This is a genomic window from Burkholderia pyrrocinia (genome assembly GCF_003330765.1).
Classification (GTDB): domain Bacteria; phylum Pseudomonadota; class Gammaproteobacteria; order Burkholderiales; family Burkholderiaceae; genus Burkholderia; species Burkholderia pyrrocinia_B.
Map to the genome: position 1 here is coordinate 304612 of NZ_CP024902.1, position 25791 is coordinate 330402.

Genomic DNA, 25791 nt, shown 5'->3' on the forward strand with positions numbered 1-25791 from the left:
GTCGGGCTCCGTGGCGTCGGCCGGTTACCAGGTCGCGCCGGGGTGCTGGCGCGCGAGGCTCTGCATTTCCGCGAGCAGGTAGCCCATGTGCTCCGAGTGCTCGCCCTGCTTGCCGGTCGTGACGTGCTGCACGGGTGCCGGCAGCACGAGTGTCGCTTCGGCGAGCGCGTCGTCGACGTCCGCGCGCCAGGCGGCTTCGATCGCAGCCGGTGCCGGACCGATGCCCGGTGCGGCGATTGCGTCGTCGATCGCGTCGGCCGCGAAGAATTCGCGCGTGTACGGGATCAGGTAGTCGAGTGCGGCCTGCGCGCGGCGGTGCGATTCGTCGGTGCCGTCGCCCAGGCGCACGAGCCATTCGCGCGCGTGCTGCACGTGATAACGGACTTCCTTCACCGATTTCGCGGCGATCGCCGCGAGCTGCGTGTCGGTCGACGATTCCAGCGCGCTCCACACGTGCAGCATCAGTGCCGCGTAGAGGAAGTTGCGCACGATCGTCACCGCGTAGTCCTTGTCGGCGTGCGCGGTGCCCGCGAGCGGGCCGTAGTGCGGCAGTTCCACGAGCATGAAGTTCGCGAACTCGCGCTCGGTACGGAAGTACGCGTAATCGTTCTCGGTCTTCGTCGCGCCGGTGAGCTGGCGTTCGAGTTCGGCCGCATGCGTATACAGCATGCGCGCCTGGCCGATGAGGTCGAGGCTCATGTTGGTGAGCGCGATGTCTTCCTCGAGGATCGGGCCGTGGCCGCACCATTCGGCGTTGCGCTGACCGAGGATCAGCGCGTTGTCCGCGAGGCGCAGAACGTAGGAGAGGTGTTCGGGCGTGATCGTCATGGCGCGGGCGTTACATGTGGTTGACTTCGTCGGGCAGCGTGTAGAACGTCGGGTGACGGTAGATCTTGTCGCCCGCCGGCTCGAACAGTTCGGCCTTCTCGTTCGGATCCGATGCGGTGATCGCCGACGACGGCACCACCCAGATGCTCACGCCTTCCTGGCGGCGCGTGTAGACGTCGCGTGCCATGCGCAGCGCCATCGACGCGTCGGCGGCGTGCAGGCTGCCGCAATGCTTGTGGTCGAGGCCCTGCTTGCTGCGCACGAACACTTCCCAGATCGGCCATTCCTTGTTCATCACTTTCTCCTGATTCCTGAATTCGATGGTTGCCGCTCAGGCGGCGTGCTGTTCGGCGCGGGCGCGGCGCTTCGCTTCGTGCGCGAGGGCGGCTTCGCGCACCCATGCGCCGTCCTCGTGCGCCTTCACGCGGGTCGCGAGGCGTTCCTTGTTGCACGGGCCGTCGCCGTTGACCACGCGCCAGAATTCATCCCAGTCGATCGTGCCGTAGTCGTGGTGGCCGCGCGTGTCGTTCCACTTCAGGTCGGGGTCGGGTAGCGTCACGCCGAGTATCTTCGCCTGGTCGACCGTCGCGTCGACGAACTTCTGCCGCAGGTCGTCGTTCGAGATCCGTTTGATGCCCCATTTCGCGGACTGGCTGCTGTGGACCGAATCGGCGTCGCTCGGGCCGAACATCATCAGCACCGGCCACCACCAGCGATTCACGGCCTGCTGGACCATCGCGCGCTGCGCGCCGGAACCCTTCATCATCGACAGCAGCGCGTCGAAACCCTGGCGCTGGTGAAACGACTCTTCCTTGCACACGCGGATCATCGCGCGCGCGTACGGGCCGTACGTGCAGCGACACAGCGGGATCTGGTTCATGATCGCGGCGCCGTCGACGAGCCAGCCGATCACGCCGACGTCGGCCCAGGTCGGCGTCGGGTAGTTGAAGATGCTCGAGTATTTCGCCTTGCCTGCATGCAACGCGTCGATCAGCGAATCGCGCGACACGCCGAGCGTTTCGGCCGCGCTATAAAGATAGAGGCCGTGGCCGGCCTCGTCCTGGACTTTCGCGAGCAGGATCGCCTTGCGCTTCAGGCTCGGCGCGCGCGAGATCCAGTTTCCTTCGGGCAGCATGCCGACGACTTCCGAATGCGCGTGCTGCGAGATCTGGCGAACCAGCGTCTTGCGATAGGCGTCGGGCATCCAGTCCTGCGGTTCGATCTTGCTGTCCGCGGCCATGACCGCATCGAACCGCGCCTGCTCGGGCGACTCGGCTGCGGCGTCGAGCGGCGCGACGTTGCCGGGGATGTCGAGGGATTGCGTGTACATGGCGAGGCTCTCGTCCGGTTGAGTGTGTGCGAAGTATAAACCAACCGACCGGTCGGTTAATAAATTTCTTGCGGATTTGCGGCGAGACTCGGGTAAACGAGGGACGTCGGGGCGCGATCGGGCGGCGCGAGAGCGGTTCGGCGCGTGGGCCCGGCATCTTCTGCGGCACAATGCCCGCTTTCCGATGAGGATTTTGCCGATGTCATTCCGAAGCAGTTTCGCCGCGGCCGTGCTGGGTGCGGCCGTTTTCGTGTCGCCGCTTGCGGCCTCGGCCGCGCCGGCCGGATGGGTTGCCGCGTGGGCGACCGCGCTGCAGCCGATTCCGGACCTTGCCGCACCGCCGCCGCTCTATCGCGCACCGGACGTGGCCGGGCGGACCGTGCGCCAGATCGTCTATCCGACGGTGTCGGGGCGGGCCGCGCGGATTCGCGTCAGCAATGCATACGGTCGTGCGCCGCTGGTCGTAGAAGCTGCGAGCCTCGCGCGCGCCGGAGACGGCGCTGCGCTCGCCGGCGGCGCGGCCGCGGCGGTCCGGTTTGGCGGCAAGGCGTCGGTGACGCTCGCGCCGGGCCAGGAACTCGAAAGCGATCCGGTGGCGATCGACGTGACGGCCGGGCGGCCGTATGCAATCAGCCTCCAGATGGGGCCGAACCAGCGGATGATGGTCTGGCACCGCGTGTCGAACCAGTTCAACTACGTCTCTGCGCCGGGCGATCACGTGAGCGATCCGGGCGCCGCTACGTTCCGCACTCGTTTTACCCAATATGCATGGGTGACCGAGCTGGCCGTCGAGGCCGGTTCCGCGCGAGCCAGCGTAGCCGCGATCGGCGATTCGATTACCGACGGCCTGCGCTCGAGCCTGAACCTGAACCGTCGCTGGCCGGACGCGCTGGCGCGTCGGCTGACGGCGTCGGGCGCAGATTCGGTCGGCGTCGTGAATCTCGGCATCAGCGGGAACCGGCTGCTCAGCGATTCCGCGTGCTACGGCACGTCGCTGGCGTCGCGGTTCGAGCGCGATGCGCTGTCGCGCGCGGGCGTGAAGGCGGCGGTCGTGCTGATCGGGATCAACGACATCAACTTCGCGGCGATGCCGCCGCGCGTGGGGCTCGATTGCGACCACCCGCATACGCAGGTCACGGCTGTGTCGCTGATCGATGGTTATCGCCGGCTGATCGAGGCGGCGCACCGTCAGGGCGTGAAGGTCTTCGGCGCGACGCTTACTCCGGCCGGATTGCCGGCCGGACGCGAGTCGATCCGGCTGGAGGTGAATCGGTGGATCCGGAGCGGCGGCGGGTTCGACGGTGTGGTCGACTTCGATGCGGTGCTGCGCGATCCGGCGCGCCCGAGCGTGCTGCAACGCCGATACGACAGCGGCGACGGTATCCATCCGAGCGACGCCGGCTACACGGCGATGGCCGACGCGGTGCCGGTCGAGCAACTGCAAGCTGCCGTGGGCGGCAAGTGACACCCTCTTATATATAGGGCGAAGCGCTGCCGGCGGCCAGGAGGCCGACGGCGATACCCGGCCCGTCACGCCCAAAGCCTCCGTGCGCGTCAGCGCACGGAGGCTTTTTCGAATTAATTTCACAAAGGGGCTTGCGCGATTGGCGCGTGCTGCATAGAATCACGCCTCTTTCGCGCTAACGGAAACGCAGTGCGGAAGAGGGGAAGCGAAGTCGGTGGTGTGCAGCGGTTGAGGCACGCGGCTGGCGCAGGAAGATGGACCCCGCAGTCGCAACGAAGCAGTTAAAAAGTTGTTGACGATCTGCGAAACACGGTTCATAATCTCGCTTCTCTGCTGCTGAAAACGCAGCGCTGCTGAGAAGCGAAACGGTTCTCGCAGACATGCTCTTTAAAAATTAACAGCCGATAAGTGTGGGCGCTTGATGGAAGCGAGCTGATCTTCGGATCAGAAAGCGAAAGTATCAAGAGTCTCACACTAAAGTAAGTCAGGTTCATGAAGCAATTCATGTTCCTGTCAGCTTTGAGTGAGCGACCGGTTCTACGGAACCGAAAACAGTAACAGGTTTAAACTGAAGAGTTTGATCCTGGCTCAGATTGAACGCTGGCGGCATGCCTTACACATGCAAGTCGAACGGCAGCACGGGTGCTTGCACCTGGTGGCGAGTGGCGAACGGGTGAGTAATACATCGGAACATGTCCTGTAGTGGGGGATAGCCCGGCGAAAGCCGGATTAATACCGCATACGATCTAGGGATGAAAGCGGGGGACCTTCGGGCCTCGCGCTATAGGGTTGGCCGATGGCTGATTAGCTAGTTGGTGGGGTAAAGGCCTACCAAGGCGACGATCAGTAGCTGGTCTGAGAGGACGACCAGCCACACTGGGACTGAGACACGGCCCAGACTCCTACGGGAGGCAGCAGTGGGGAATTTTGGACAATGGGCGAAAGCCTGATCCAGCAATGCCGCGTGTGTGAAGAAGGCCTTCGGGTTGTAAAGCACTTTTGTCCGGAAAGAAAACCTCTGCCCTAATACGGCGGGGGGATGACGGTACCGGAAGAATAAGCACCGGCTAACTACGTGCCAGCAGCCGCGGTAATACGTAGGGTGCGAGCGTTAATCGGAATTACTGGGCGTAAAGCGTGCGCAGGCGGTTTGTTAAGACCGATGTGAAATCCCCGGGCTCAACCTGGGAACTGCATTGGTGACTGGCAAGCTAGAGTATGGCAGAGGGGGGTAGAATTCCACGTGTAGCAGTGAAATGCGTAGAGATGTGGAGGAATACCGATGGCGAAGGCAGCCCCCTGGGCCAATACTGACGCTCATGCACGAAAGCGTGGGGAGCAAACAGGATTAGATACCCTGGTAGTCCACGCCCTAAACGATGTCAACTAGTTGTTGGGGATTCATTTCCTTAGTAACGTAGCTAACGCGTGAAGTTGACCGCCTGGGGAGTACGGTCGCAAGATTAAAACTCAAAGGAATTGACGGGGACCCGCACAAGCGGTGGATGATGTGGATTAATTCGATGCAACGCGAAAAACCTTACCTACCCTTGACATGGTCGGAATCCCGCTGAGAGGTGGGAGTGCTCGAAAGAGAACCGATACACAGGTGCTGCATGGCTGTCGTCAGCTCGTGTCGTGAGATGTTGGGTTAAGTCCCGCAACGAGCGCAACCCTTGTCCTTAGTTGCTACGCAAGAGCACTCTAAGGAGACTGCCGGTGACAAACCGGAGGAAGGTGGGGATGACGTCAAGTCCTCATGGCCCTTATGGGTAGGGCTTCACACGTCATACAATGGTCGGAACAGAGGGTTGCCAACCCGCGAGGGGGAGCTAATCCCAGAAAACCGATCGTAGTCCGGATCGCACTCTGCAACTCGAGTGCGTGAAGCTGGAATCGCTAGTAATCGCGGATCAGCATGCCGCGGTGAATACGTTCCCGGGTCTTGTACACACCGCCCGTCACACCATGGGAGTGGGTTTTACCAGAAGTGGCTAGTCTAACCGCAAGGAGGACGGTCACCACGGTAGGATTCATGACTGGGGTGAAGTCGTAACAAGGTAGCCGTATCGGAAGGTGCGGCTGGATCACCTCCTTTCTAGAGCTATCTCGCGAAGTTGAGCGCTCACGCTTATCGGCTGTAAATTAGGACAGACTCAGGGGTCTGTAGCTCAGTTGGTTAGAGCACCGTCTTGATAAGGCGGGGGTCGTTGGTTCGAATCCAACCAGACCCACCAATTGTCTGGAAACACCTGAGGAAGTCTCTGTACATGGGGGCATAGCTCAGCTGGGAGAGCACCTGCTTTGCAAGCAGGGGGTCGTCGGTTCGATCCCGTCTGCCTCCACCAATTGCGATGCTCGTTAGCGCTTCAGCGCTTACGAGCATCTCACTCCCGAAGGGGAGCCCCAACGGAGAATATTTGATTGGGTTCGAGAGAACGAATCGAGTATTCCCCATTGGCGATTGAGCCAGTCAGAGCGATATGAGTAACACCATATCGGCTGTCGTTCTTTAACAATCTGGAAGAAGTAAGTAATTTGGATAGCGGAAGCGTCTTGAGATGGACGTGGAAACTATCCGGGTTGTGATTGTATCGATGTATCTCAAGATGATTCGAACTTCATGTTCGGCTCAATTGGAATACGGCACAAATGCGAGAACTCAACCTGTAGCGACTGTAGCGTCGAAAGATGAGACAGACTCGTTATAGGGTCAAGCGAACAAGTGCATGTGGTGGATGCCTTGGCGATCACAGGCGATGAAGGACGCGGTAGCCTGCGAAAAGCTACGGGGAGCTGGCAAACGAGCTTTGATCCGTAGATGTCCGAATGGGGAAACCCGGCCCTTTTGGGTCATCCTAGACTGAATACATAGGTCTAGTGAAGCGAACGCGGTGAACTGAAACATCTAAGTAACCGCAGGAAAAGAAATCAACCGAGATTCCCAAAGTAGTGGCGAGCGAAATGGGATGAGCCTTGTACTCTTTATTTGTATTGTTAGCCGAACGCTCTGGAAAGTGCGGCCATAGCGGGTGATAGCCCCGTAGGCGAAAACAGTATGAAAGAACTAAGTGTACGACAAGTAGGGCGGGACACGTGAAATCCTGTCTGAAGATGGGGGGACCATCCTCCAAGGCTAAATACTCGTGATCGACCGATAGTGAACCAGTACCGTGAGGGAAAGGTGAAAAGAACCCCGGGAGGGGAGTGAAATAGATCCTGAAACCGCATGCATACAAACAGTCGGAGCCTCGCAAGGGGTGACGGCGTACCTTTTGTATAATGGGTCAGCGACTTACGTTCAGTAGCAAGCTTAACCGTATAGGGCAGGCGTAGCGAAAGCGAGTCCGAATAGGGCGTTCAGTTGCTGGGCGTAGACCCGAAACCAAGTGATCTATCCATGGCCAGGATGAAGGTGCGGTAACACGTACTGGAGGTCCGAACCCACTAACGTTGAAAAGTTAGGGGATGAGCTGTGGATAGGGGTGAAAGGCTAAACAAACTTGGAAATAGCTGGTTCTCTCCGAAAACTATTTAGGTAGTGCCTCGTGTCTCACCTTCGGGGGTAGAGCACTGTCATGGTTGGGGGGTCCATTGCGGATTACCCCGCCATAGCAAACTCCGAATACCGAAGAGTGCAATCACGGGAGACAGACATCGGGTGCTAACGTCCGGTGTCAAGAGGGAAACAACCCAGACCGCCAGCTAAGGTCCCCAAATATAGCTAAGTGGGAAACGAAGTGGGAAGGCTAAAACAGTCAGGAGGTTGGCTTAGAAGCAGCCACCCTTTAAAGAAAGCGTAATAGCTCACTGATCGAGTCGTCCTGCGCGGAAGATGTAACGGGGCTAAGCTATATACCGAAGCTGCGGATGCGAGCTATGCTCGCATGGTAGGAGAGCGTTCCGTAAGCCTGCGAAGGTGCGTTGAAAAGCGTGCTGGAGGTATCGGAAGTGCGAATGCTGACATGAGTAGCGATAAAGGGGGTGAAAGGCCCCCTCGCCGTAAGCCCAAGGTTTCCTACGCAACGTTCATCGGCGTAGGGTGAGTCGGCCCCTAAGGCGAGGCAGAAATGCGTAGCTGATGGGAAGCAGGTCAATATTCCTGCACCATTGTTAGATGCGATGGGGGGACGGATCGCGGAAGGTTGTCCGGGTGTTGGAAGTCCCGGTCGCTGCATTGGAGAAGGCGCTTAGGCAAATCCGGGCGCAGGATTCAAGGGTGTGGCGCGAGCTCCTTCGGGAGCGAAGCAATTGGAAGTGGTTCCAAGAAAAGCCTCTAAGCTTCAGTCTAACGATGACCGTACCGCAAACCGACACAGGTGGGCGAGATGAGTATTCTAAGGCGCTTGAGAGAACTCGGGAGAAGGAACTCGGCAAATTGGTACCGTAACTTCGGGATAAGGTACGCCCTTGTAGCTTGATGCCCCTGCGGGCAGAGGGTGAAGGGGTTGCAATAAACTGGTGGCTGCGACTGTTTAATAAAAACACAGCACTCTGCAAACACGAAAGTGGACGTATAGGGTGTGACGCCTGCCCGGTGCCGGAAGATTAAATGATGGGGTGCAAGCTCTTGATTGAAGTCCCGGTAAACGGCGGCCGTAACTATAACGGTCCTAAGGTAGCGAAATTCCTTGTCGGGTAAGTTCCGACCTGCACGAATGGCGTAACGATGGCCACACTGTCTCCTCCCGAGACTCAGCGAAGTTGAAGTGTTTGTGATGATGCAATCTACCCGCGGCTAGACGGAAAGACCCCATGAACCTTTACTGTAGCTTTGCATTGGACTTTGAACCGATCTGTGTAGGATAGGTGGGAGGCTATGAAACCGGAACGCTAGTTTCGGTGGAGCCGTCCTTGAAATACCACCCTGGTTTGTTTGAGGTTCTAACCTTGGCCCGTGATCCGGGTCGGGGACAGTGCATGGTAGGCAGTTTGACTGGGGCGGTCTCCTCCCAAAGCGTAACGGAGGAGTACGAAGGTACGCTAGGTACGGTCGGAAATCGTGCTGATAGTGCAATGGCATAAGCGTGCTTAACTGCGAGACCGACAAGTCGAGCAGGTGCGAAAGCAGGTCATAGTGATCCGGTGGTTCTGTATGGAAGGGCCATCGCTCAACGGATAAAAGGTACTCTGGGGATAACAGGCTGATACCGCCCAAGAGTTCATATCGACGGCGGTGTTTGGCACCTCGATGTCGGCTCATCTCATCCTGGGGCTGTAGCCGGTCCCAAGGGTATGGCTGTTCGCCATTTAAAGAGGTACGTGAGCTGGGTTTAAAACGTCGTGAGACAGTTTGGTCCCTATCTGCCGTGGGCGTTGGATATTTGAAGGGGGCTGCTCCTAGTACGAGAGGACCGGAGTGGACGAACCTCTGGTGTACCGGTTGTCACGCCAGTGGCATCGCCGGGTAGCTATGTTCGGAAGAGATAACCGCTGAAAGCATCTAAGCGGGAAACTCGCCTTAAGATGAGATATCCCTGGGGACTAGATCCCCTTGAAGGGTCGTTCGAGACCAGGACGTTGATAGGTCAGGTGTGTAAGCGCAGTAATGCGTTCAGCTAACTGATACTAATTGCCCGTAAGGCTTGATCCTATAACAAGTCTGTCTCGATAGCCGTTAGCGCTTCAGCGCTTACGGATATCGAGCGTCGAGTGCAAGGCACTCGACGTACGACGGTTGAAGTACCGCGTACGTGTGAGATACAACCTCACAACCCCTAAATTACTGCTTCTTCCGAGATTGGTCGCGCTGCGAAGCAACGCGACACCCCTCTTTGCCTGATGACCATAGCGAGTCGGCCCCACCCCTTCCCATCCCGAACAGGACCGTGAAACGACTCTACGCCGATGATAGTGCGGGTTCCCGTGTGAAAGTAGGTAATCGTCAGGCTCCCTAAGCCAAGAACCCCCGCCCGAAAGGCGGGGGTTTTTGCATTTGGGCAGCCAAAATGATAGCGGGGCGGGGATCGGCTGCCTGGCTGGAGCTGGAGCACCGATTCAGACCAGGACCGGCCCCCTCTTCCAGCATGTTGGCGCAAGACGCGCTCAGACCGCCCAGATTGGCCACGGCACGGGGAACTGACGCTGTCGTGACCGACACCTCCCATCTACTATCAGCAGCGACAGCGATCAAGTCATCAGGTCGGCAACCGAGTCGATCACACACCCGGCAACTTCTTCGCGGCAACCTACCGTCACGGATTTTCTCGTCCCTTGGCGCGGCTGCATCGCGTTGTCTGCCTCTCAATGATCGGCCATCATGTCCGGTTCACTGACGTATTGAGCGTATCCTCTGCCAAAATCGAGATCGCCATTTCACAGCGGCCGGGGTATGCCCGGAGCCCTTCGTCACCAGACTCGCCGTTCGCGTAAGCCTAGCGCTACGTGTCGCATGCCCGATTTTCAGCGTCCTCCTGTCGCAAGCTCTGAACGATCACTGCCAATTGAAACTGCGCGACTGGATTGCGCCACGGACGGCATCGCGTCGTTATCAGGCGTTGTTCTCAGTCAAATTCGCCGCATCTTTACTCAAATCGCTTCCTTCGAGGCGAAGGACGCGCGTAGTCCGCTGCAAAGAAAGACCCGGCTATAGAACCAACCCTGACGTGCGCGGATCCGCCGGCCGGATGCGATCAGAAATCCGCGCTGTTGCTTTTGACGAGCACGGGCTGACCGTCTCGCACCACGTAGATTTTCTCGATGAGCGAATAGGCGGTACGGCCAAAGCAGTCTCGCCCTTCGCCCATTGATGCGAAGTGCGTGCCGCCTGCGTCGACGCCGGTCGATAGCACCGTGCACGCGGTACTCGGATCGCTGAGCGCGGAGTGCTGGGCCGGCGGAAACCGGCGCGTTGTGTTCCGGCCTTGATCTCGGGTCAGCACGAGCATTGCCGGGCAACGAGTAGCGGACGTCAACGACCGTGGGTCGCATATCAGCTTTCCGGCGTCTTCGGACGTCTGGGATGCGGCGAAAGCGCCCGAGTCGAACCCCCACGCAGATATTCGCGCTCAGCTGAACGAGGCGGGAATCGTACGGGCATGCGGGATGCCGTGCGTGCGCCCCGGATTCACTGTGATACGCCGACCAGATGCTGACGTTGGTGGGCTTGCACGACGGGGCGACGCAATGAGAGCCACACTGTGCAGGACATTCGCCGCGATGGCGGCGCCGAGGCTACGGGGCAACCCCGAGCGTGGGCGCATGTCGTCGCCAAGCAATGGCTGCAACACGTCGACGCAGGCTTGAGCTGCCGGACTCATCTTGCGGCGCGTCGTCGCCGGCGCTTGCCGCGACGAGGTACGCGGATGCATCGTTGAGCAGCCACGCATACGCGATCGCATCCTGACTCATGGGATGCGCCGCGGGCGAACCGACGCGTGTCGAGCCACGGCACCCGGCATCGAGCGCCGGCTTCAACCTGTCATACGCAGCGAGCGCAGTGGCTGCTTTCGGGCGTCCCGTCGCGTGGCTGTCAGTCAGTGCCTGCCGACGGGTCTTCGCGATTGTGCCCGAGCGACACCAGGTGTCTGCCGGGCCGGCGGCATGTGCGGCCAACGCCATGAAGGTCATCGCAAGAGCAAGCAGGCGCACGAGGATTTGTACCGGGAGCGGCGACCCGGGATGGTATCGCGCTGGCCGCCGAAGTCGTCAAAGACAGGGGCGGGTGACCACGATTCCGTGCGGAAGCCTTGGCCCAATGTCCGGTGCGACTGCCCGACTGCGCGCGAAAGCCCTGTCACGTGCACCGCCTGCAGATCGCGACCAGGCAACCCCGCGTGCCGGGTGCGACATCCCAGCTTCCCTCCAGTGGCGGGGCTGAAGCCCTCCCGAATACCGGGAGCGGGATCGACGAAGCTGCCCGGCACGAAATTTGCGGAAATTTTGCGTCCACCCGCTTGGCATTGTGCACAGGAGGTCGTATGATGGCGATCTTTCGTTTTTAGCGTAGATCGAGATCGACGCTGAAGGCGGAGTCTGACGATGATGTGGCGCCGATCGGCAACATCTCGTGCTTGCCTCAGCCAGGCGAGGGCGGGAGATCGGTGGTAGAGCAAGTGTTAGGAAGAGAGTGAAAATAATCTTCCGGATGTGCTTGACAGGAGTGCGATGCACCCCCATAATCGTCAGTTCTCTACGGAGGGGTGCCCGAGTGGCTAAAGGGGGCAGACTGTAAATCTGTTGGCTTACGCCTACGTTGGTTCGAATCCAACCTCCTCCACCAAGAACATCAGCTGAAAGAGCGGTAGGGAATCGTTAGTAGCCCGTGCGGGTGTAGCTCAATGGTAGAGCAGAAGCCTTCCAAGCTTATGACGAGGGTTCGATTCCCTTCACCCGCTCCAGACCGTGAAGTTGAAGCGTAAAAACAACGCCCATGTGGCTCAGTGGTAGAGCACTCCCTTGGTAAGGGAGAGGTCGGCAGTTCGATCCTGCCCATGGGCACCAGCAGTTAAAAGTCAGTGTCTTGTTTGCGCGCGGCGCAACCTGTGAAATTCCTTTTGGGAGTCGAAAATGGCCAAGGGTAAATTTGAGCGGACCAAGCCGCACGTGAACGTTGGTACGATTGGTCACGTTGACCACGGCAAGACGACGCTGACGGCAGCGATCACGACGGTTCTGACGAAGAAGTTCGGCGGCGAAGCGAAGGCCTACGACCAGATCGACGCGGCACCGGAAGAAAAGGCGCGCGGCATCACGATCAACACGGCACACGTCGAGTACGAAACGGCTAACCGCCACTACGCACACGTCGACTGCCCGGGCCACGCTGACTACGTGAAGAACATGATCACGGGCGCGGCACAGATGGACGGCGCGATCCTGGTTTGCTCGGCAGCAGACGGCCCGATGCCGCAAACGCGTGAGCACATCCTGCTGGCGCGTCAGGTTGGCGTTCCGTACATCATCGTGTTCCTGAACAAGTGCGACATGGTGGACGACGCTGAACTGCTCGAGCTGGTCGAGATGGAAGTTCGCGAGCTCCTGTCGAAGTACGACTTCCCGGGCGACGACACGCCGATCGTGAAGGGTTCGGCGAAGCTGGCGCTGGAAGGCGACCAGGGTGAACTGGGCGAAGTGGCGATCATGAGCCTGGCCGACGCGCTGGACACGTACATCCCGACGCCGGAGCGTGCAGTTGACGGCGCGTTCCTGATGCCGGTGGAAGACGTGTTCTCGATCTCGGGCCGTGGTACGGTGGTGACGGGTCGTATCGAGCGCGGCATCGTGAAGGTCGGCGAAGAAATCGAAATCGTCGGTATCAAGCCGACGGTGAAGACGACCTGCACGGGCGTTGAAATGTTCCGCAAGCTGCTGGACCAAGGTCAGGCAGGCGACAACGTCGGTATCCTGCTGCGCGGCACGAAGCGTGAAGACGTGGAGCGTGGCCAGGTTCTGGCGAAGCCGGGTTCGATCACGCCGCACACGCACTTCACGGCTGAAGTGTACGTGCTGAGCAAGGATGAAGGCGGTCGTCACACGCCGTTCTTCAACAACTACCGTCCGCAGTTCTACTTCCGTACGACGGACGTGACGGGCTCGATCGAGCTGCCGAAGGACAAGGAAATGGTGATGCCGGGCGACAATGTGTCGATCACGGTGAAGCTGATTGCACCGATCGCGATGGAAGAAGGTCTGCGCTTCGCAATCCGCGAAGGCGGCCGTACGGTCGGCGCCGGCGTCGTCGCCAAGGTCATCGAGTAAGCCAGTTATTCGTTGATCGACAGTTTTGGGGCTGGCAGCAGCCGGCCCCAACATGGTTTAGGGGTATAGCTCAACTGGCAGAGCGTCGGTCTCCAAAACCGAAGGTTGGGGGTTCGATTCCCTCTGCCCCTGCCAAAAAATAGCCACGTGTCCTACGTGGCATTTGTTTTAAGGTGTTATGGCGAATCCATCCGTCGAAACTGTAAATACCTCCGGCGATAAGCTGATGCTGGCCCTGGGCGTATTGCTGGTGTTGGCCGGATTCGTGGGCTTCTTCTGGCTGGCCAATCAGCAGTGGTATGTCCGCGGTGCCGCGTTGGCGGTAGGTATCATCGCCGGCGTGGCCGCCGGGCTGATGTCCGCACCTGGCAAGGGCCTGATCGCTTTTGCCAAGGATTCGTACAAGGAAGTCCGGAAGGTCGTTTGGCCCACCCGCAAGGAGGCAACGCAAACCACACTCGTCGTGTTCGGTTTCGTGCTCGTGATGGCGATTTTCCTCTGGTTGAGTGACAAATCGATCGAATGGGTAATTTTCTCGGCGATTCTGGGTTGGAAATGATATGAGCGATACTCCGGCATCCCCGAGCGGAAAGCGATGGTACGTCGTGCACGCCTACTCCGGCATGGAGAAGAGCGTGCAACGTGCGCTTCAGGAGCGCATCGAACGTGCTGGCATGCAGGACAAATTCGGTCAGATCCTGGTCCCGACCGAAGAAGTGGTCGAAGTCAAAGGCGGCCACAAGGCTGTGACCGAGCGCCGTTTCTTCCCCGGCTACGTGCTGGTGGAAATGGAAATGACGGACGAAACGTGGCACCTCGTGAAGAACACCGCGAAGGTCACCGGTTTCGTCGGCGGTGCGCGTAACCGCCCGACCCCGATTTCCCCGAAGGAAGTCGAGAAGATCATGTCGCAGATGCAGGAAGGCGTCGAAAAACCGCGCCCGAAGACCCTGTTCGAAGTCGGCGAGATGGTGCGTGTCAAGGAAGGCCCCTTCACGGACTTCAACGGCACCGTCGAAGAAGTCAACTACGAAAAATCGCGCGTGCGTGTGTCGGTCACCATCTTTGGCCGCTCAACCCCGGTCGAACTCGAGTTCGGTCAGGTCGAAAAAGTTTGATCCCGACTCGGTGGGCAGCCTAGGCTGCCCACCTTCGCGCTTGCGGCCCGCGTTATGGCCGTTGAGGAGCGTCAGTAGCCAGCGGCGAAAGCGCGTTATCACTCACCGAACGCCGCTTGGCGTTCCAACGAGGTTTTCAAATGGCAAAGAAGATTATCGGCTTTATCAAGCTGCAGATCCCTGCAGGTAAAGCCAACCCGTCGCCGCCGGTCGGTCCGGCACTGGGCCAGCGCGGCCTGAACATCATGGAGTTCTGCAAGGCGTTCAACGCGCAGACTCAAGGCATGGAGCCGGGTCTGCCGGTGCCGGTGGTCATCACGGCATTCGCTGACAAGAGCTTCACGTTCGTGATGAAGACGCCGCCGGCGACCGTCCTGATCAAGAAGGCGGCGAAGGTGGACAAGGGCTCGAGCAAGCCGCACACCGACAAGGTCGGTTCGATCACGCGCGCTCAAGCTGAAGAAATCGCGAAGACCAAGATGCCGGACCTTACGGCCGCTGATCTGGACGCAGCTGTTCGCACCATCGCTGGTAGCGCACGCTCGATGGGCATCACTGTGGAGGGTGTGTAAATGGCTAAGATCTCCAAGCGCCGTCAGGCATTTGCCGCCAAGGTTGATCGTCAGAAGCTGTACGCGATCGAAGACGCACTGGGCCTCGTGAAGGAATGCGCGAGCGCGAAGTTCGACGAGTCGATCGACGTCGCAGTCCAGCTCGGCATCGATGCGAAGAAGTCGGACCAGGTCGTTCGTGGTTCGGTCGTTCTGCCGGCCGGTACGGGCAAGTCGGTTCGCGTTGCCGTGTTCGCGCAAGGCGAGAAGGCCGAGCAGGCTCGTGCAGCAGGCGCGGAAATCGTCGGTATGGAAGACCTGGCTGAGCAGATCAAGGCTGGCCAGATGGACTTCGACATCGTGATCGCTTCGCCGGACACGATGCGTATCGTCGGTACGCTCGGTCAGATCCTCGGCCCGCGCGGCCTGATGCCGAACCCGAAGGTCGGTACGGTCACGCCGGACGTCGCAACCGCCGTCAAGAATGCGAAGGCTGGTCAGGTGCAATTCCGTGTCGACAAGGCCGGTATCATCCACGCGACCATCGGCCGTGCATCGTTCGAGCCGACCGCGCTGCGTTCGAACCTGTCGGCGCTGATCGAAGCGCTGCAGAAGGCGAAGCCGGCAACGAGCAAGGGCGTGTACCTGCGCAAGATCGCACTGTCGAGCACGATGGGCGTCGGCGTGCGTGTCGACCAGGCTACGCTGGCAGCGTAAGTAAGTATTCGGGCCGCTTCGTTCGCGAAGCGGCCTTCATGGGCTTTGGGCGGTTGTTCGTGCAGCAAGGCGGGCAACCGGTTATCAAAGACCGTTGGTGGGGCGCAGCAGTCAGGTGATCCCTTAATTCAAGCCAACGCAGATGGCGAACCCGAAAAAGTTTTGCAGTGGTGAAGCCGCAGGCCGTGAAGCGATTCGCGGCGTGAGGTGGAAATACTCCTAACGAGGTCGGACGCCGTTGTTGAACGAGGTACGTGAGGTTTCGTGCCGAACGTATCGTTTCTGGAGGCTAACCGTGCCGCTTAATAGAGAAGACAAGCAAGCCGTCGTCGCTGAGGTTTCCGCGCAAGTCGCGAAGGCCCAGACCGTTGTGCTGGCTGAGTATCGTGGAATTGCGGTTGGCGATCTGACCAAGCTGCGCGCGAAAGCGCGTGAGCAACAGGTTTACCTGCGCGTGTTGAAGAACACGCTGGCGCGTCGCGCTGTTGAAGGTACGCCGTTTGCTCCGCTGGCAGAGCAGATGACTGGTCCGTTGATCTACGGCATCTCGGAAGATGCAATTGCTGCTGCTAAGGTCGTCAACGACTTCAGCAAGAGCAATGACAAGTTGGTCATCAAGGCTGGTTCGTTCGATGGCAAGGTGATGGACAAGGCTGGCGTGCAAGCGCTGGCAAGCATCCCGAGCCGCGAAGAACTGCTCTCGAAGCTGCTGTTCGTTATGCAATCGCCTGTTTCGGGCTTCGCGCGTGCTCTCGCCGCGCTGGCCGAGAAGAAGCAAGCGGAAGCTGCGTAAGCGGACGTGCATCAGCGTCATTGATCGCTGGCTGTATCCGAATTCAATTTAGGAGTATTTCAAATGGCAATCGCAAAAGAAGACATCCTGGCAGCAGTCGAAGGGATGACCGTTCTGGAACTGAACGAACTGGTCAAGGCGTTCGAAGAGAAGTTTGGCGTGTCGGCAGCTGCTGTTGCAGTCGCTGGCCCGGCAGGCGGCGGCGCTGCTGCTGCTGCTGAAGAGCAGACCGAGTTCACGGTCGTTCTGGCTGAAACGGGCGCCAACAAGGTGTCGGTCATCAAGGCCGTTCGCGAACTGACGGGCCTGGGCCTGAAGGAAGCGAAGGATCTGGTTGACGGTGCACCGAAGCCCGTCAAGGAAGGCGTCGACAAGGCTGCTGCTGAAGAAGCCAAGAAGAAGCTGGAAGAAGCAGGCGCGAAGGCCGAAATCAAGTAAGTTTCGGCGCGCTGTGCGAAGGCTGGCGGTATTTTCACCGCCGGCCTTTTTGTGCTTTGTGGGGACGTTATTCTGGCACTCATTCGGGAGCCCGAATAATCGGCCCCAGAAGCCAAAGAAAACCGCCTGATCGTTGTCATTGGTCACGATGGGCGTTTCTCTTTGTCTTCTGAAGCGACTGCAGAAGGCAAGTTTGGTCGGGTAGCGGGCAACACAGGCATCCGCTGCCGTCAGCCAGCGGTTGGTAGCGGCCAACCACCAAGCTTCTCGGCTCGTTCAAGCCGTCGGACGGCCATCGGGTCTCAGTCGGTGAACACTCGGGTTTGAAACGTCCAGGTATTCCGCCTCGATAGCACCCGCCGTGATTCGGAGATCGTATGCAATATTCCTTCACCGAGAAGAAGCGCATTCGCAAGAGTTTCGCGAAGCGCCCCATCGTTCACCAAGTTCCTTTCTTGCTGGCTACCCAGCTTGAATCATTCAGCACGTTTCTGCAAGCCGATGTGCTGGCGACGCAACGCAAGCCTGAAGGTTTGCAGGCCGCGTTCACATCGGTATTTCCCATTGTTTCGCATAACGGTTTCGCGCGCCTCGAGTTCGTGAGCTATGCGCTGTCCCCGCCGGCATTCAACATCAAGGAATGCCAGCAGCGCGGCCTGACGTACTGCTCCGCGCTGCGCGCGAAGGTCCGTCTTGTCATCCTCGACAAGGAATCGCCGAGCAAGCCGGTCGTCAAGGAAGTGAAGGAGCAGGAAGTGTACATGGGCGAAATGCCGCTCATGACGCCGACGGGCTCGTTCGTCATCAACGGCACCGAGCGTGTCATCGTCTCGCAGCTGCACCGTTCGCCGGGCGTGTTCTTCGAACACGACAAGGGCAAGACGCACAGCTCGGGCAAGCTGCTGTTCTCGGCACGGATCATTCCGTACCGCGGCTCGTGGCTCGACTTCGAATTCGATCCGAAGGACATCCTGTACTTCCGCGTCGACCGTCGCCGCAAGATGCCGGTCACGATCCTGCTGAAGGCCATCGGCCTCACGCCGGAACAGATCCTCGCGAACTTCTTCGTGTTCGACAACTTCACGCTGATGGGCGAAGGCGCGCAACTCGAGTTCGTGCCCGAGCGTCTGCGTGGTGAAGTCGCGCGTTTCGACATCACGGATCGCGATGGCAAGGTCATCGTCCAGAAGGACAAGCGGATCAACGCGAAGCACATTCGCGACCTCGAAGCCGCGAAGACCAAGTTCATCTCGGTGCCGGAAGACTATCTGCTCGGCCGCGTGCTGGCGAAGAACGTCGTCGATGGCGACACCGGCGAAGTGATCGCGAGCGCGAACGACGAAGTCACGGAAAGCGTGCTCGAGAAGCTGCGCGAAGCGGGCATCAAGGACATCCAGACGCTCTACACGAACGACCTGGACCAGGGCCCGTACATCTCGTCGACGCTGCGTGTCGACGAAACGACCGACCGGACGGCCGCGCGCATTGCGATCTACCGCATGATGCGTCCGGGCGAGCCGCCGACCGAAGAAGCGGTCGAGGCACTGTTCAACCGTCTGTTCTACAGCGAAGAAGCGTACGACCTGTCGAAGGTCGGCCGCATGAAGTTCAACCGCCGCGTCAGCCGTGACGAGATCACCGGCCCGATGACGCTGCAGGACGACGACATCCTCGCGACGATCAAGATCCTCGTCGAACTGCGCAACGGCAAGGGCGAAGTGGACGACATCGACCACCTCGGCAACCGTCGCGTGCGTTGCGTCGGCGAACTGGCGGAAAACCAGTTCCGCGCGGGTCTCGTGCGTGTCGAGCGCGCGGTCAAGGAGCGCCTCGGCCAGGCCGAAAGCGAAAACCTGATGCCGCACGACCTGATCAACTCGAAGCCGATTTCGTCGGCGATCCGCGAGTTCTTCGGTTCGTCGCAGCTGTCGCAGTTCATGGACCAGACCAACCCGCTGTCGGAAATCACGCACAAGCGCCGTGTTTCCGCACTGGGCCCGGGCGGTCTGACGCGCGAGCGCGCAGGCTTCGAAGTCCGCGACGTGCACCCGACCCACTACGGCCGTGTGTGCCCGATCGAAACGCCGGAAGGTCCGAACATCGGCCTGATCAACTCGCTCGCGCTGTACGCGCACCTGAACGAATACGGCTTCCTCGAGACGCCGTACCGCAAGGTCGTGGACAGCAAGGTGACCGACCAGATCGACTACCTGTCGGCGATCGAGGAAGGCCGCTACATGATCGCGCAGGCGAACGCCGCGATCGACGAGAACGGTCAGCTGATCGACGAACTCGTGTCGTCGCGTGAAGCCGGCGAAACGATGATGGTCACGCCGGACCGTATCCAGTACATGGACGTCGCGCCGTCGCAGATCGTGTCGGTTGCAGCCTCGCTGATTCCGTTCCTCGAACACGATGACGCGAACCGTGCATTGATGGGTTCGAACATGCAGCGTCAGGCCGTGCCGTGTCTGCGTCCGGAAAAGCCGGTCGTCGGTACGGGCATCGAGCGCACCTGTGCGGTCGACTCGGGCACGACGGTTCAGGCGTTCCGCGGCGGCGTCGTCGACTATGTCGACGCAGGCCGTATCGTGATTCGCGTGAACGATGACGAAGCGGTCGCAGGTGAAGTCGGTGTCGACATCTACAACCTGATCAAGTACACGCGTTCGAACCAGAACACGAACATCAACCAGCGTCCGATCGTGAAGATGGGCGACAAGGTCTCGCGCGGCGACGTGCTGGCCGACGGCGCCTCGACGGATCTGGGCGAGCTCGCGCTCGGCCAGAACATGCTGATCGCGTTCATGCCGTGGAACGGCTACAACTTCGAGGATTCGATCCTGATCTCGGAGAAGGTCGTGGCCGACGATCGCTACACGTCGATCCACATCGAAGAGCTGAACGTGGTCGCTCGCGACACGAAGCTCGGGCCGGAAGAAATCACGCGCGACATCTCGAACCTGGCGGAAGTCCAGCTCGGCCGTCTCGACGAATCGGGCATCGTGTACATCGGTGCGGAAGTCGAAGCGGGCGACGTGATGGTCGGCAAGGTCACGCCGAAGGGCGAAACCCAGCTGACGCCGGAAGAGAAGCTGCTGCGCGCGATCTTCGGCGAGAAAGCATCGGACGTGAAGGACACGTCGCTGCGCGTGCCGTCGGGCATGAGCGGCACCGTGATCGACGTCCAGGTGTTCACGCGCGAAGGCATCCAGCGCGACAAGCGTGCGCAACAGATCATCGACGACGAACTGAAGCGCTATCGTCTCGACCTGAACGACCAGCTGCGCATCGTGGAAGGCGACGCGTTCCAGCGTCTCGCGCGCATGCTCGTGGGCAAGGTCGCGAACGGCGGTCCGAAGAAGCTCGCGAAGGGCACGAAGATCGACCAGGCTTACCTGGAAGACCTCGACCACTACCACTGGTTCGACATCCGCCTCGCGGACGACGAAGCAGCGGCGCAGCTCGAAGCGATCAAGAACTCGATCGAAGAAAAGCGTCACCAGTTCGACCTCGCGTTCGAAGAGAAGCGCAAGAAGCTCACGCAAGGCGACGAACTGCCGCCGGGCGTGCTGAAGATGGTCAAGGTGTACCTCGCGGTGAAGCGCCGTCTGCAGCCTGGCGACAAGATGGCAGGCCGTCACGGTAACAAGGGTGTCGTGTCGAAGATCGTTCCGATCGAAGACATGCCGTACATGGCCGACGGCCGTCCGGCAGACGTCGTGCTGAACCCGCTCGGCGTGCCGTCGCGGATGAACGTGGGTCAGGTTCTGGAAGTGCACCTCGGCTGGGCCGCGAAGGGCCTCGGCTGGCGTATCGGCGAAATGCTGCAGCGTCAGGCGAAGATCGAAGAGATGCGCGTGTTCCTGACGAAGATCTACAACGACTCGGGCCGCCAGGAAGATCTGGAAAGCTTCACCGACGACGAGATCCTCGAGCTCGCGAAGAACCTGCGCGAAGGCGTGCCGTTCGCCACGCCGGTGTTCGACGGTGCGACCGAGGAAGAAATGGGCAAGATGCTCAACCTCGCGTTCCCGGACGACATCGCGGAACAGCTCGGCATGAACCCGTCGAAGAACCAGGTCCGTCTGTACGACGGCCGCACGGGTGAAATGTTCGAACGTCGCGTGACGCTTGGCTACATGCACTATCTGAAGCTGCACCACTTGGTCGACGACAAGATGCACGCGCGTTCGACGGGCCCGTACTCGCTCGTCACGCAGCAGCCGCTGGGTGGTAAGGCGCAGTTCGGTGGCCAGCGTTTCGGTGAAATGGAAGTGTGGGCACTCGAAGCGTACGGCGCGTCCTACGTGCTGCAGGAAATGCTGACGGTGAAATCGGACGACGTGAACGGCCGGACCAAGGTGTACGAAAACCTGGTCAAGGGCGATCACGTGATCGATGCAGGCATGCCGGAATCCTTCAACGTGCTCGTGAAGGAAATCCGCTCGCTCGGTATCGATATCGATCTCGACCGCAATTAATCGGACTACGGAGAGAAAGCAATGAAAGCTCTGCTCGATCTATTCAAGCAAGTCCAACAGGAAGAAGTTTTCGACGCGATCAAGATCGGTCTGGCCTCGCCGGACAAGATCCGTTCGTGGTCGTTCGGTGAAGTGAAGAAGCCGGAGACCATCAACTACCGTACATTCAAGCCGGAACGCGATGGTCTCTTCTGCGCGAAGATCTTCGGGCCGATCAAGGACTACGAGTGCCTGTGCGGCAAGTACAAGCGCCTGAAGCACCGCGGCGTGATCTGCGAGAAGTGCGGCGTCGAAGTGACGCTGGCGAAGGTGCGTCGTGAGCGGATGGGCCACATCGAACTGGCCTCGCCGGTCGCGCACATCTGGTTCCTGAAGTCGCTGCCGTCGCGTCTGGGCATGGTGCTCGACATGACGCTGCGCGACATCGAACGCGTGCTGTACTTCGAAGCGTACGTCGTGATCGAACCGGGCATGACGCCGCTGAAGGCGCGGCAGATCATGACCGAAGAGGATTACTACAACAAGGTCGAGGAATACGGCGACGAATTCCGTGCCGAGATGGGCGCGGAAGGCGTGCGCGAACTGCTGCGCGCGATCAACATCGACGAGCAGGTCGAGACGCTGCGCACCGAGCTGAAGAACACCGGCTCGGAAGCGAAGATCAAGAAGTACGCGAAGCGCCTGAAGGTCCTCGAGGCATTCCAGCGTTCGGGCATCAAGCCCGAGTGGATGATTCTCGAAGTGCTGCCGGTGCTGCCGCCGGAACTGCGTCCGCTCGTGCCGCTGGACGGCGGCCGTTTCGCGACGTCGGACCTGAACGACCTGTACCGCCGCGTGATCAACCGTAACAACCGGTTGAAGCGTCTGCTCGAGCTGAAGGCGCCTGAAATCATCGTCCGCAACGAAAAGCGGATGCTGCAGGAAGCCGTCGACTCGCTGCTCGACAACGGTCGTCGCGGCAAGGCGATGACGGGCGCGAACAAGCGCCCGCTGAAGTCGCTCGCCGACATGATCAAGGGCAAGGGCGGTCGTTTCCGTCAGAACTTGCTGGGCAAGCGCGTCGACTACTCGGGCCGTTCGGTCATCGTGGTCGGCCCGACGCTGAAGCTGCACCAGTGCGGTCTGCCGAAGCTGATGGCGCTCGAGCTGTTCAAGCCGTTCATCTTCAACAAGCTGGAAGTGATGGGCGTCGCGACGACCATCAAGGCTGCGAAGAAGGAAGTCGAGAACCAGACGCCGGTGGTGTGGGACATCCTCGAAGAGGTGATCCGCGAGCACCCGGTGATGCTGAACCGTGCGCCGACGCTGCACCGTCTCGGTATCCAGGCGTTCGAGCCCGTGCTGATCGAAGGCAAGGCGATCCAGCTGCACCCGCTCGTCTGCGCGGCGTTCAACGCCGACTTCGACGGTGACCAGATGGCCGTTCACGTGCCGCTGTCGCTCGAAGCGCAGATGGAAGCGCGCACGCTGATGCTCGCGTCGAACAACGTGCTGTTCCCGGCCAACGGCGATCCGTCGATCGTGCCGTCGCAGGATATCGTGCTGGGTCTGTACTACGCGACCCGCGAAGCGATCAACGGCAAGGGCGAAGGCCTGACGTTCACGGGCGTGTCGGAAGCGATCCGCGCGTACGAGAACAAGGAAGTCGAGCTGGCATCGCGCGTCAACGTGCGGATCACCGAAATGGTCCACAACGAAGACACGTCGGAAGGCGCGCCGGCATTCGTGCCGAAGATCTCGCTGTACGCGACGACCGTCGGTCGCGCGATCCTGTCGGAGATCCTGCCGCACGGCCTGCCGTTCTCGGTGCTGAACAAGCCGTTGAAGAAGAAGGAAATCTCGCGCCTGATCAACACGGCGTTCCGCAAGTGCGGTCTGCGCGCGACGGTGGTGTTCGCCGACCAGCTGATGCAGTCGGGTTTCCGTCTCGCGACGCGCGCCGGCATTTCGATCTGCGTGGACGACATGCTCGTGCCGCCGCAGAAGGAAACGATCGTCGGCGACGCCGCGAAGAAGGTGAAGGAGTACGACCGCCAGTACATGTCGGGTCTCGTCACCGCGCAGGAACGCTACAACAACGTGGTCGACATCTGGTCGGCGACGTCGGAAGCGGTCGGCAAGGCGATGATGGAGCAGCTGTCGACGGAGCCGGTGACGGACCGCGACGGCAAGGAAACGCGCCAGGAGTCGTTCAACTCGATCTACATGATGGCCGACTCGGGCGCCCGGGGTTCGGCGGTGCAGATTCGTCAGCTGGCCGGTATGCGAGGCCTGATGGCGAAGCCGGACGGCTCGATTATCGAGACGCCGATTACCGCGAACTTCCGCGAAGGTCTGAACGTGTTGCAGTACTTCATCTCGACCCACGGTGCACGTAAGGGTCTGGCTGATACGGCACTGAAGACCGCGAACTCGGGTTACCTGACGCGTCGTCTCGTCGACGTCACGCAGGATCTGGTCGTGGTCGAGGACGATTGCGGCACGTCGAACGGCGTCGCGATGAAGGCGCTGGTCGAAGGCGGTGAAGTCGTCGAAGCGCTGCGCGACCGTATCCTCGGCCGCGTCGCGGTCGCGGACGTCGTGAACCCGGAAACGCAGGAAACGCTGTACGAATCGGGCACGCTGCTCGACGAAACGGCGGTCGAGGAAATCGAACGCCTCGGCATCGACGAAGTGCGCGTGCGCACGCCGCTGACCTGCGAAACGCGTTACGGCCTGTGCGCAGCTTGCTACGGCCGTGACCTCGGCCGCGGCTCGCTCGTGAACGTCGGCGAAGCAGTCGGCGTGATCGCGGCACAGTCGATCGGCGAACCGGGCACGCAGCTGACGATGCGTACGTTCCACATCGGTGGTGCGGCATCGCGTGCGGCAGTGGCTTCGTCGGTCGAAGCGAAGAGCAACGGTATCGTGCGCTTCACGGCCACGATGCGCTACGTCACGAACGCGAAGGGCGAGCAGATCGTCATTTCCCGTTCGGGCGAAGCGATGATCACCGACGACTTCGGTCGCGAGCGCGAGCGTCACAAAGTGCCGTACGGTGCGACGCTGCTGCAGCTCGACGGCGTAACCATCAAGGCCGGCACGCAGCTCGCCACGTGGGATCCGCTGACGCGTCCGATCATCACCGAGTACGGTGGTACGGTGAAGTTCGAGAACGTCGAGGAAGGCGTGACCGTCGCGAAGCAGATCGACGACGTGACCGGCCTGTCGACGCTGGTCGTGATCGACGTGAAGCGTCGCGGTTCGCAGGCTTCGAAGAGCGTGCGTCCGCAGGTGAAGCTGCTCGACGCGAACGGCGAAGAAGTGAAGATTCCGGGCACGGAGCACGCAGTGCAGATCGGCTTCCAGGTCGGCGCACTGATTACCGTGAAGGATGGCCAGCAGGTGCAGGTCGGTGAAGTGCTCGCACGTATCCCGACCGAAGCGCAGAAGACGCGTGACATTACCGGCGGTCTGCCGCGGGTGGCGGAACTGTTCGAAGCGCGTTCGCCGAAGGATGCCGGCATTCTCGCGGAAGTCACCGGTACGACGTCGTTCGGTAAGGACACGAAGGGCAAGCAGCGTCTCGTCATCACGGATCTCGAGGGCAACCAGCACGAGTTCCTGATCGCGAAGGAAAAGCAGGTGCTGGTCCACGATGCTCAGGTCGTCAACAAGGGCGAAATGATCGTGGACGGTCCGGCCGATCCGCACGACATCCTGCGTCTGCAGGGTATCGAGGCGCTGTCGCGCTACATTGTCGACGAAGTGCAGGACGTGTATCGTCTGCAGGGCGTGAAGATCAACGACAAGCACATCGAGGTGATCGTTCGCCAGATGCTGCGTCGCGTGCAGATCACCGACAACGGCGATACGCGCTTCATCCCGGGCGAACAGGTCGAGCGTTCCGACATGCTGGACGAGAACGATCGCATGACCGCCGATGACAAGCGTCCGGCTTCGTACGACAACGTGCTGCTCGGTATCACGAAGGCGTCGCTGTCGACCGACTCGTTCATCTCCGCGGCATCGTTCCAGGAAACGACCCGCGTGCTGACCGAAGCGGCGATCATGGGCAAGCGTGACGATCTGCGCGGTCTGAAGGAAAACGTGATCGTCGGCCGTCTGATTCCGGCTGGTACGGGTCTCGCGTTCCACAAGGCACGCAAGGCGAAGGAATCGTCGGATCGCGAGCGTTTCGACCAGATCGCAGCGGAAGAGTCATTCGACTTCGGCACGCCGAGCGCGCCTGCCGCGGAAGAGCCGCAACAGCATCCGGCAGCCGAGTAAGCGTGGGCGGCGCGAGCCGCCTCGCCTCGCTGTCATCGAAACCGCCCGGTTCCGCCGGGCGGTTTTTTTTATCCGTCGTTCACGCGCGTCATGCGCGCG

14 protein-coding genes, 6 tRNA genes and 3 rRNA genes are annotated in these 25791 nt (G+C 60.3%); 19 read left to right on the forward strand and 4 right to left on the reverse strand.

Annotated elements, in window-relative coordinates; genetic code table 11:
- Window positions 1–24: 24 nt before the first annotated feature.
- The 3 genes from paaC to paaA are packed head-to-tail and all read right to left on the reverse strand — an operon-like array spanning window position 25 to window position 2158.
- Window positions 25–828, reverse strand: a complete 804-nt coding sequence (gene paaC / locus CUJ89_RS01385) for a 1,2-phenylacetyl-CoA epoxidase subunit PaaC (RefSeq protein ID WP_114175661.1) — start codon at window positions 826–828, stop codon at window positions 25–27.
- Between the two features lie 10 nt (window positions 829–838).
- Window positions 839–1123, reverse strand: a complete 285-nt coding sequence (paaB, locus tag CUJ89_RS01390; RefSeq protein ID WP_010092957.1) for a 1,2-phenylacetyl-CoA epoxidase subunit PaaB — start codon at window positions 1121–1123, stop codon at window positions 839–841.
- 36 nt (window positions 1124–1159) lie between these two features.
- Entirely contained in the window at window positions 1160–2158 is a 999-nt protein-coding gene (gene paaA, locus CUJ89_RS01395; RefSeq protein WP_114175663.1) for a 1,2-phenylacetyl-CoA epoxidase subunit PaaA, read from the reverse strand.
- 199 nt (window positions 2159–2357) lie between these two features.
- On the opposite strand from paaA, the gene CUJ89_RS01400 reads away from it, so the two are divergent.
- The 6 genes from CUJ89_RS01400 (at window position 2358) to rrf (ending at window position 9513) form a co-directional block, all read left to right on the forward strand.
- On the forward strand, window positions 2358–3623 hold the full coding sequence (locus CUJ89_RS01400; protein WP_114175664.1) for an SGNH/GDSL hydrolase family protein: 1266 nt from the start codon (window positions 2358–2360) through the stop codon (window positions 3621–3623).
- Window positions 3624–4188: 565 nt separating this feature from the next.
- Window positions 4189–5721 (forward strand): 16S ribosomal RNA (locus tag CUJ89_RS01410).
- 62 nt (window positions 5722–5783) lie between these two features.
- Window positions 5784–5860, forward strand: a tRNA-Ile gene (locus tag CUJ89_RS01415).
- Window positions 5861–5895: 35 nt separating this feature from the next.
- Window positions 5896–5971: transfer RNA gene (locus CUJ89_RS01420), tRNA-Ala, on the forward strand.
- A 363-nt stretch (window positions 5972–6334) separates the two neighbouring features.
- A 23S ribosomal RNA gene (locus tag CUJ89_RS01430) occupies window positions 6335–9216 on the forward strand.
- Between the two features lie 184 nt (window positions 9217–9400).
- Window positions 9401–9513, forward strand: a 5S ribosomal RNA gene (gene rrf / locus CUJ89_RS01440).
- Together the 16S, 23S and 5S rRNA genes with 2 tRNA genes alongside form the textbook arrangement of a ribosomal RNA operon.
- A gap of 742 nt (window positions 9514–10255) precedes the next feature.
- Here rrf and CUJ89_RS01445 read toward each other — a convergent pair.
- A complete protein-coding gene (locus CUJ89_RS01445; protein ID WP_114175665.1) occupies window positions 10256–10510 on the reverse strand; it encodes a hypothetical protein in 255 nt (84 codons plus the stop codon).
- A gap of 1248 nt (window positions 10511–11758) precedes the next feature.
- On the opposite strand from CUJ89_RS01445, the gene CUJ89_RS01450 reads away from it, so the two are divergent.
- The 13 genes from CUJ89_RS01450 to rpoC all read left to right on the forward strand — a co-directional run bounded on the left by CUJ89_RS01450 (window position 11759) and on the right by rpoC (window position 25692).
- Window positions 11759–11844: transfer RNA gene (locus CUJ89_RS01450), tRNA-Tyr, on the forward strand.
- Between the two features lie 44 nt (window positions 11845–11888).
- Window positions 11889–11962 (forward strand) — tRNA-Gly (locus tag CUJ89_RS01455).
- 28 nt (window positions 11963–11990) lie between these two features.
- Window positions 11991–12065, forward strand: a tRNA-Thr gene (locus CUJ89_RS01460).
- A 66-nt stretch (window positions 12066–12131) separates the two neighbouring features.
- The gene (tuf, locus tag CUJ89_RS01465; protein ID WP_114175667.1) at window positions 12132–13322 is read left to right on the forward strand and encodes an elongation factor Tu; all 1191 of its coding nucleotides are present in this window, start codon (window positions 12132–12134) and stop codon (window positions 13320–13322) included.
- 59 nt (window positions 13323–13381) lie between these two features.
- Window positions 13382–13457 (forward strand) — tRNA-Trp (locus CUJ89_RS01470).
- 43 nt (window positions 13458–13500) lie between these two features.
- On the forward strand, window positions 13501–13881 hold the full coding sequence (gene secE / locus CUJ89_RS01475) for a preprotein translocase subunit SecE (protein ID WP_114175670.1): 381 nt from the start codon (window positions 13501–13503) through the stop codon (window positions 13879–13881).
- Between the two features lies 1 nt (window position 13882).
- The gene (gene nusG, locus CUJ89_RS01480; RefSeq protein ID WP_006400672.1) at window positions 13883–14440 is read left to right on the forward strand and encodes a transcription termination/antitermination protein NusG; all 558 of its coding nucleotides are present in this window, start codon (window positions 13883–13885) and stop codon (window positions 14438–14440) included.
- A 140-nt stretch (window positions 14441–14580) separates the two neighbouring features.
- Entirely contained in the window at window positions 14581–15012 is a 432-nt protein-coding gene (rplK, locus tag CUJ89_RS01485) for a 50S ribosomal protein L11 (RefSeq protein WP_006477201.1), read from the forward strand.
- Entirely contained in the window at window positions 15013–15708 is a 696-nt protein-coding gene (gene rplA / locus CUJ89_RS01490) for a 50S ribosomal protein L1 (RefSeq protein ID WP_114175672.1), read from the forward strand.
- Window positions 15709–16003: 295 nt separating this feature from the next.
- Window positions 16004–16501: a 50S ribosomal protein L10 gene (gene rplJ / locus CUJ89_RS01495; RefSeq protein WP_021161756.1), complete on the forward strand. Its 498-nt coding sequence runs from the start codon at window positions 16004–16006 to the stop codon at window positions 16499–16501.
- Between the two features lie 63 nt (window positions 16502–16564).
- Window positions 16565–16939: a 50S ribosomal protein L7/L12 gene (rplL, locus tag CUJ89_RS01500; RefSeq protein WP_114175674.1), complete on the forward strand. Its 375-nt coding sequence runs from the start codon at window positions 16565–16567 to the stop codon at window positions 16937–16939.
- A gap of 377 nt (window positions 16940–17316) precedes the next feature.
- Complete coding sequence (gene rpoB / locus CUJ89_RS01505) at window positions 17317–21423, forward strand: DNA-directed RNA polymerase subunit beta (RefSeq protein ID WP_114175676.1); 4107 nt, start codon at window positions 17317–17319, stop codon at window positions 21421–21423.
- 21 nt (window positions 21424–21444) lie between these two features.
- Complete coding sequence (gene rpoC / locus CUJ89_RS01510; protein WP_114175678.1) at window positions 21445–25692, forward strand: DNA-directed RNA polymerase subunit beta'; 4248 nt, start codon at window positions 21445–21447, stop codon at window positions 25690–25692.
- The last annotated feature ends 99 nt before the right edge of the window (window positions 25693–25791 follow it).

Coding starts and splice junctions, on each gene's coding strand:
- paaC (WP_114175661.1), bottom strand. CDS start 828: ATGACGATCACGCCCGAACACCTCTCCTACGTTCTGCGCCTCGCGGAC.
- paaB (WP_010092957.1), bottom strand. CDS start 1,123: ATGAACAAGGAATGGCCGATCTGGGAAGTGTTCGTGCGCAGCAAGCAG.
- paaA (WP_114175663.1), bottom strand. CDS start 2,158: ATGTACACGCAATCCCTCGACATCCCCGGCAACGTCGCGCCGCTCGAC.
- CUJ89_RS01400 (WP_114175664.1), top strand. CDS start 2,358: ATGTCATTCCGAAGCAGTTTCGCCGCGGCCGTGCTGGGTGCGGCCGTT.
- CUJ89_RS01445 (WP_114175665.1), bottom strand. CDS start 10,510: ATGCTCGTGCTGACCCGAGATCAAGGCCGGAACACAACGCGCCGGTTT.
- tuf (WP_114175667.1), top strand. CDS start 12,132: ATGGCCAAGGGTAAATTTGAGCGGACCAAGCCGCACGTGAACGTTGGT.
- secE (WP_114175670.1), top strand. CDS start 13,501: ATGGCGAATCCATCCGTCGAAACTGTAAATACCTCCGGCGATAAGCTG.
- nusG (WP_006400672.1), top strand. CDS start 13,883: ATGAGCGATACTCCGGCATCCCCGAGCGGAAAGCGATGGTACGTCGTG.
- rplK (WP_006477201.1), top strand. CDS start 14,581: ATGGCAAAGAAGATTATCGGCTTTATCAAGCTGCAGATCCCTGCAGGT.
- rplA (WP_114175672.1), top strand. CDS start 15,013: ATGGCTAAGATCTCCAAGCGCCGTCAGGCATTTGCCGCCAAGGTTGAT.
- rplL (WP_114175674.1), top strand. CDS start 16,565: ATGGCAATCGCAAAAGAAGACATCCTGGCAGCAGTCGAAGGGATGACC.
- rpoB (WP_114175676.1), top strand. CDS start 17,317: ATGCAATATTCCTTCACCGAGAAGAAGCGCATTCGCAAGAGTTTCGCG.
- rpoC (WP_114175678.1), top strand. CDS start 21,445: ATGAAAGCTCTGCTCGATCTATTCAAGCAAGTCCAACAGGAAGAAGTT.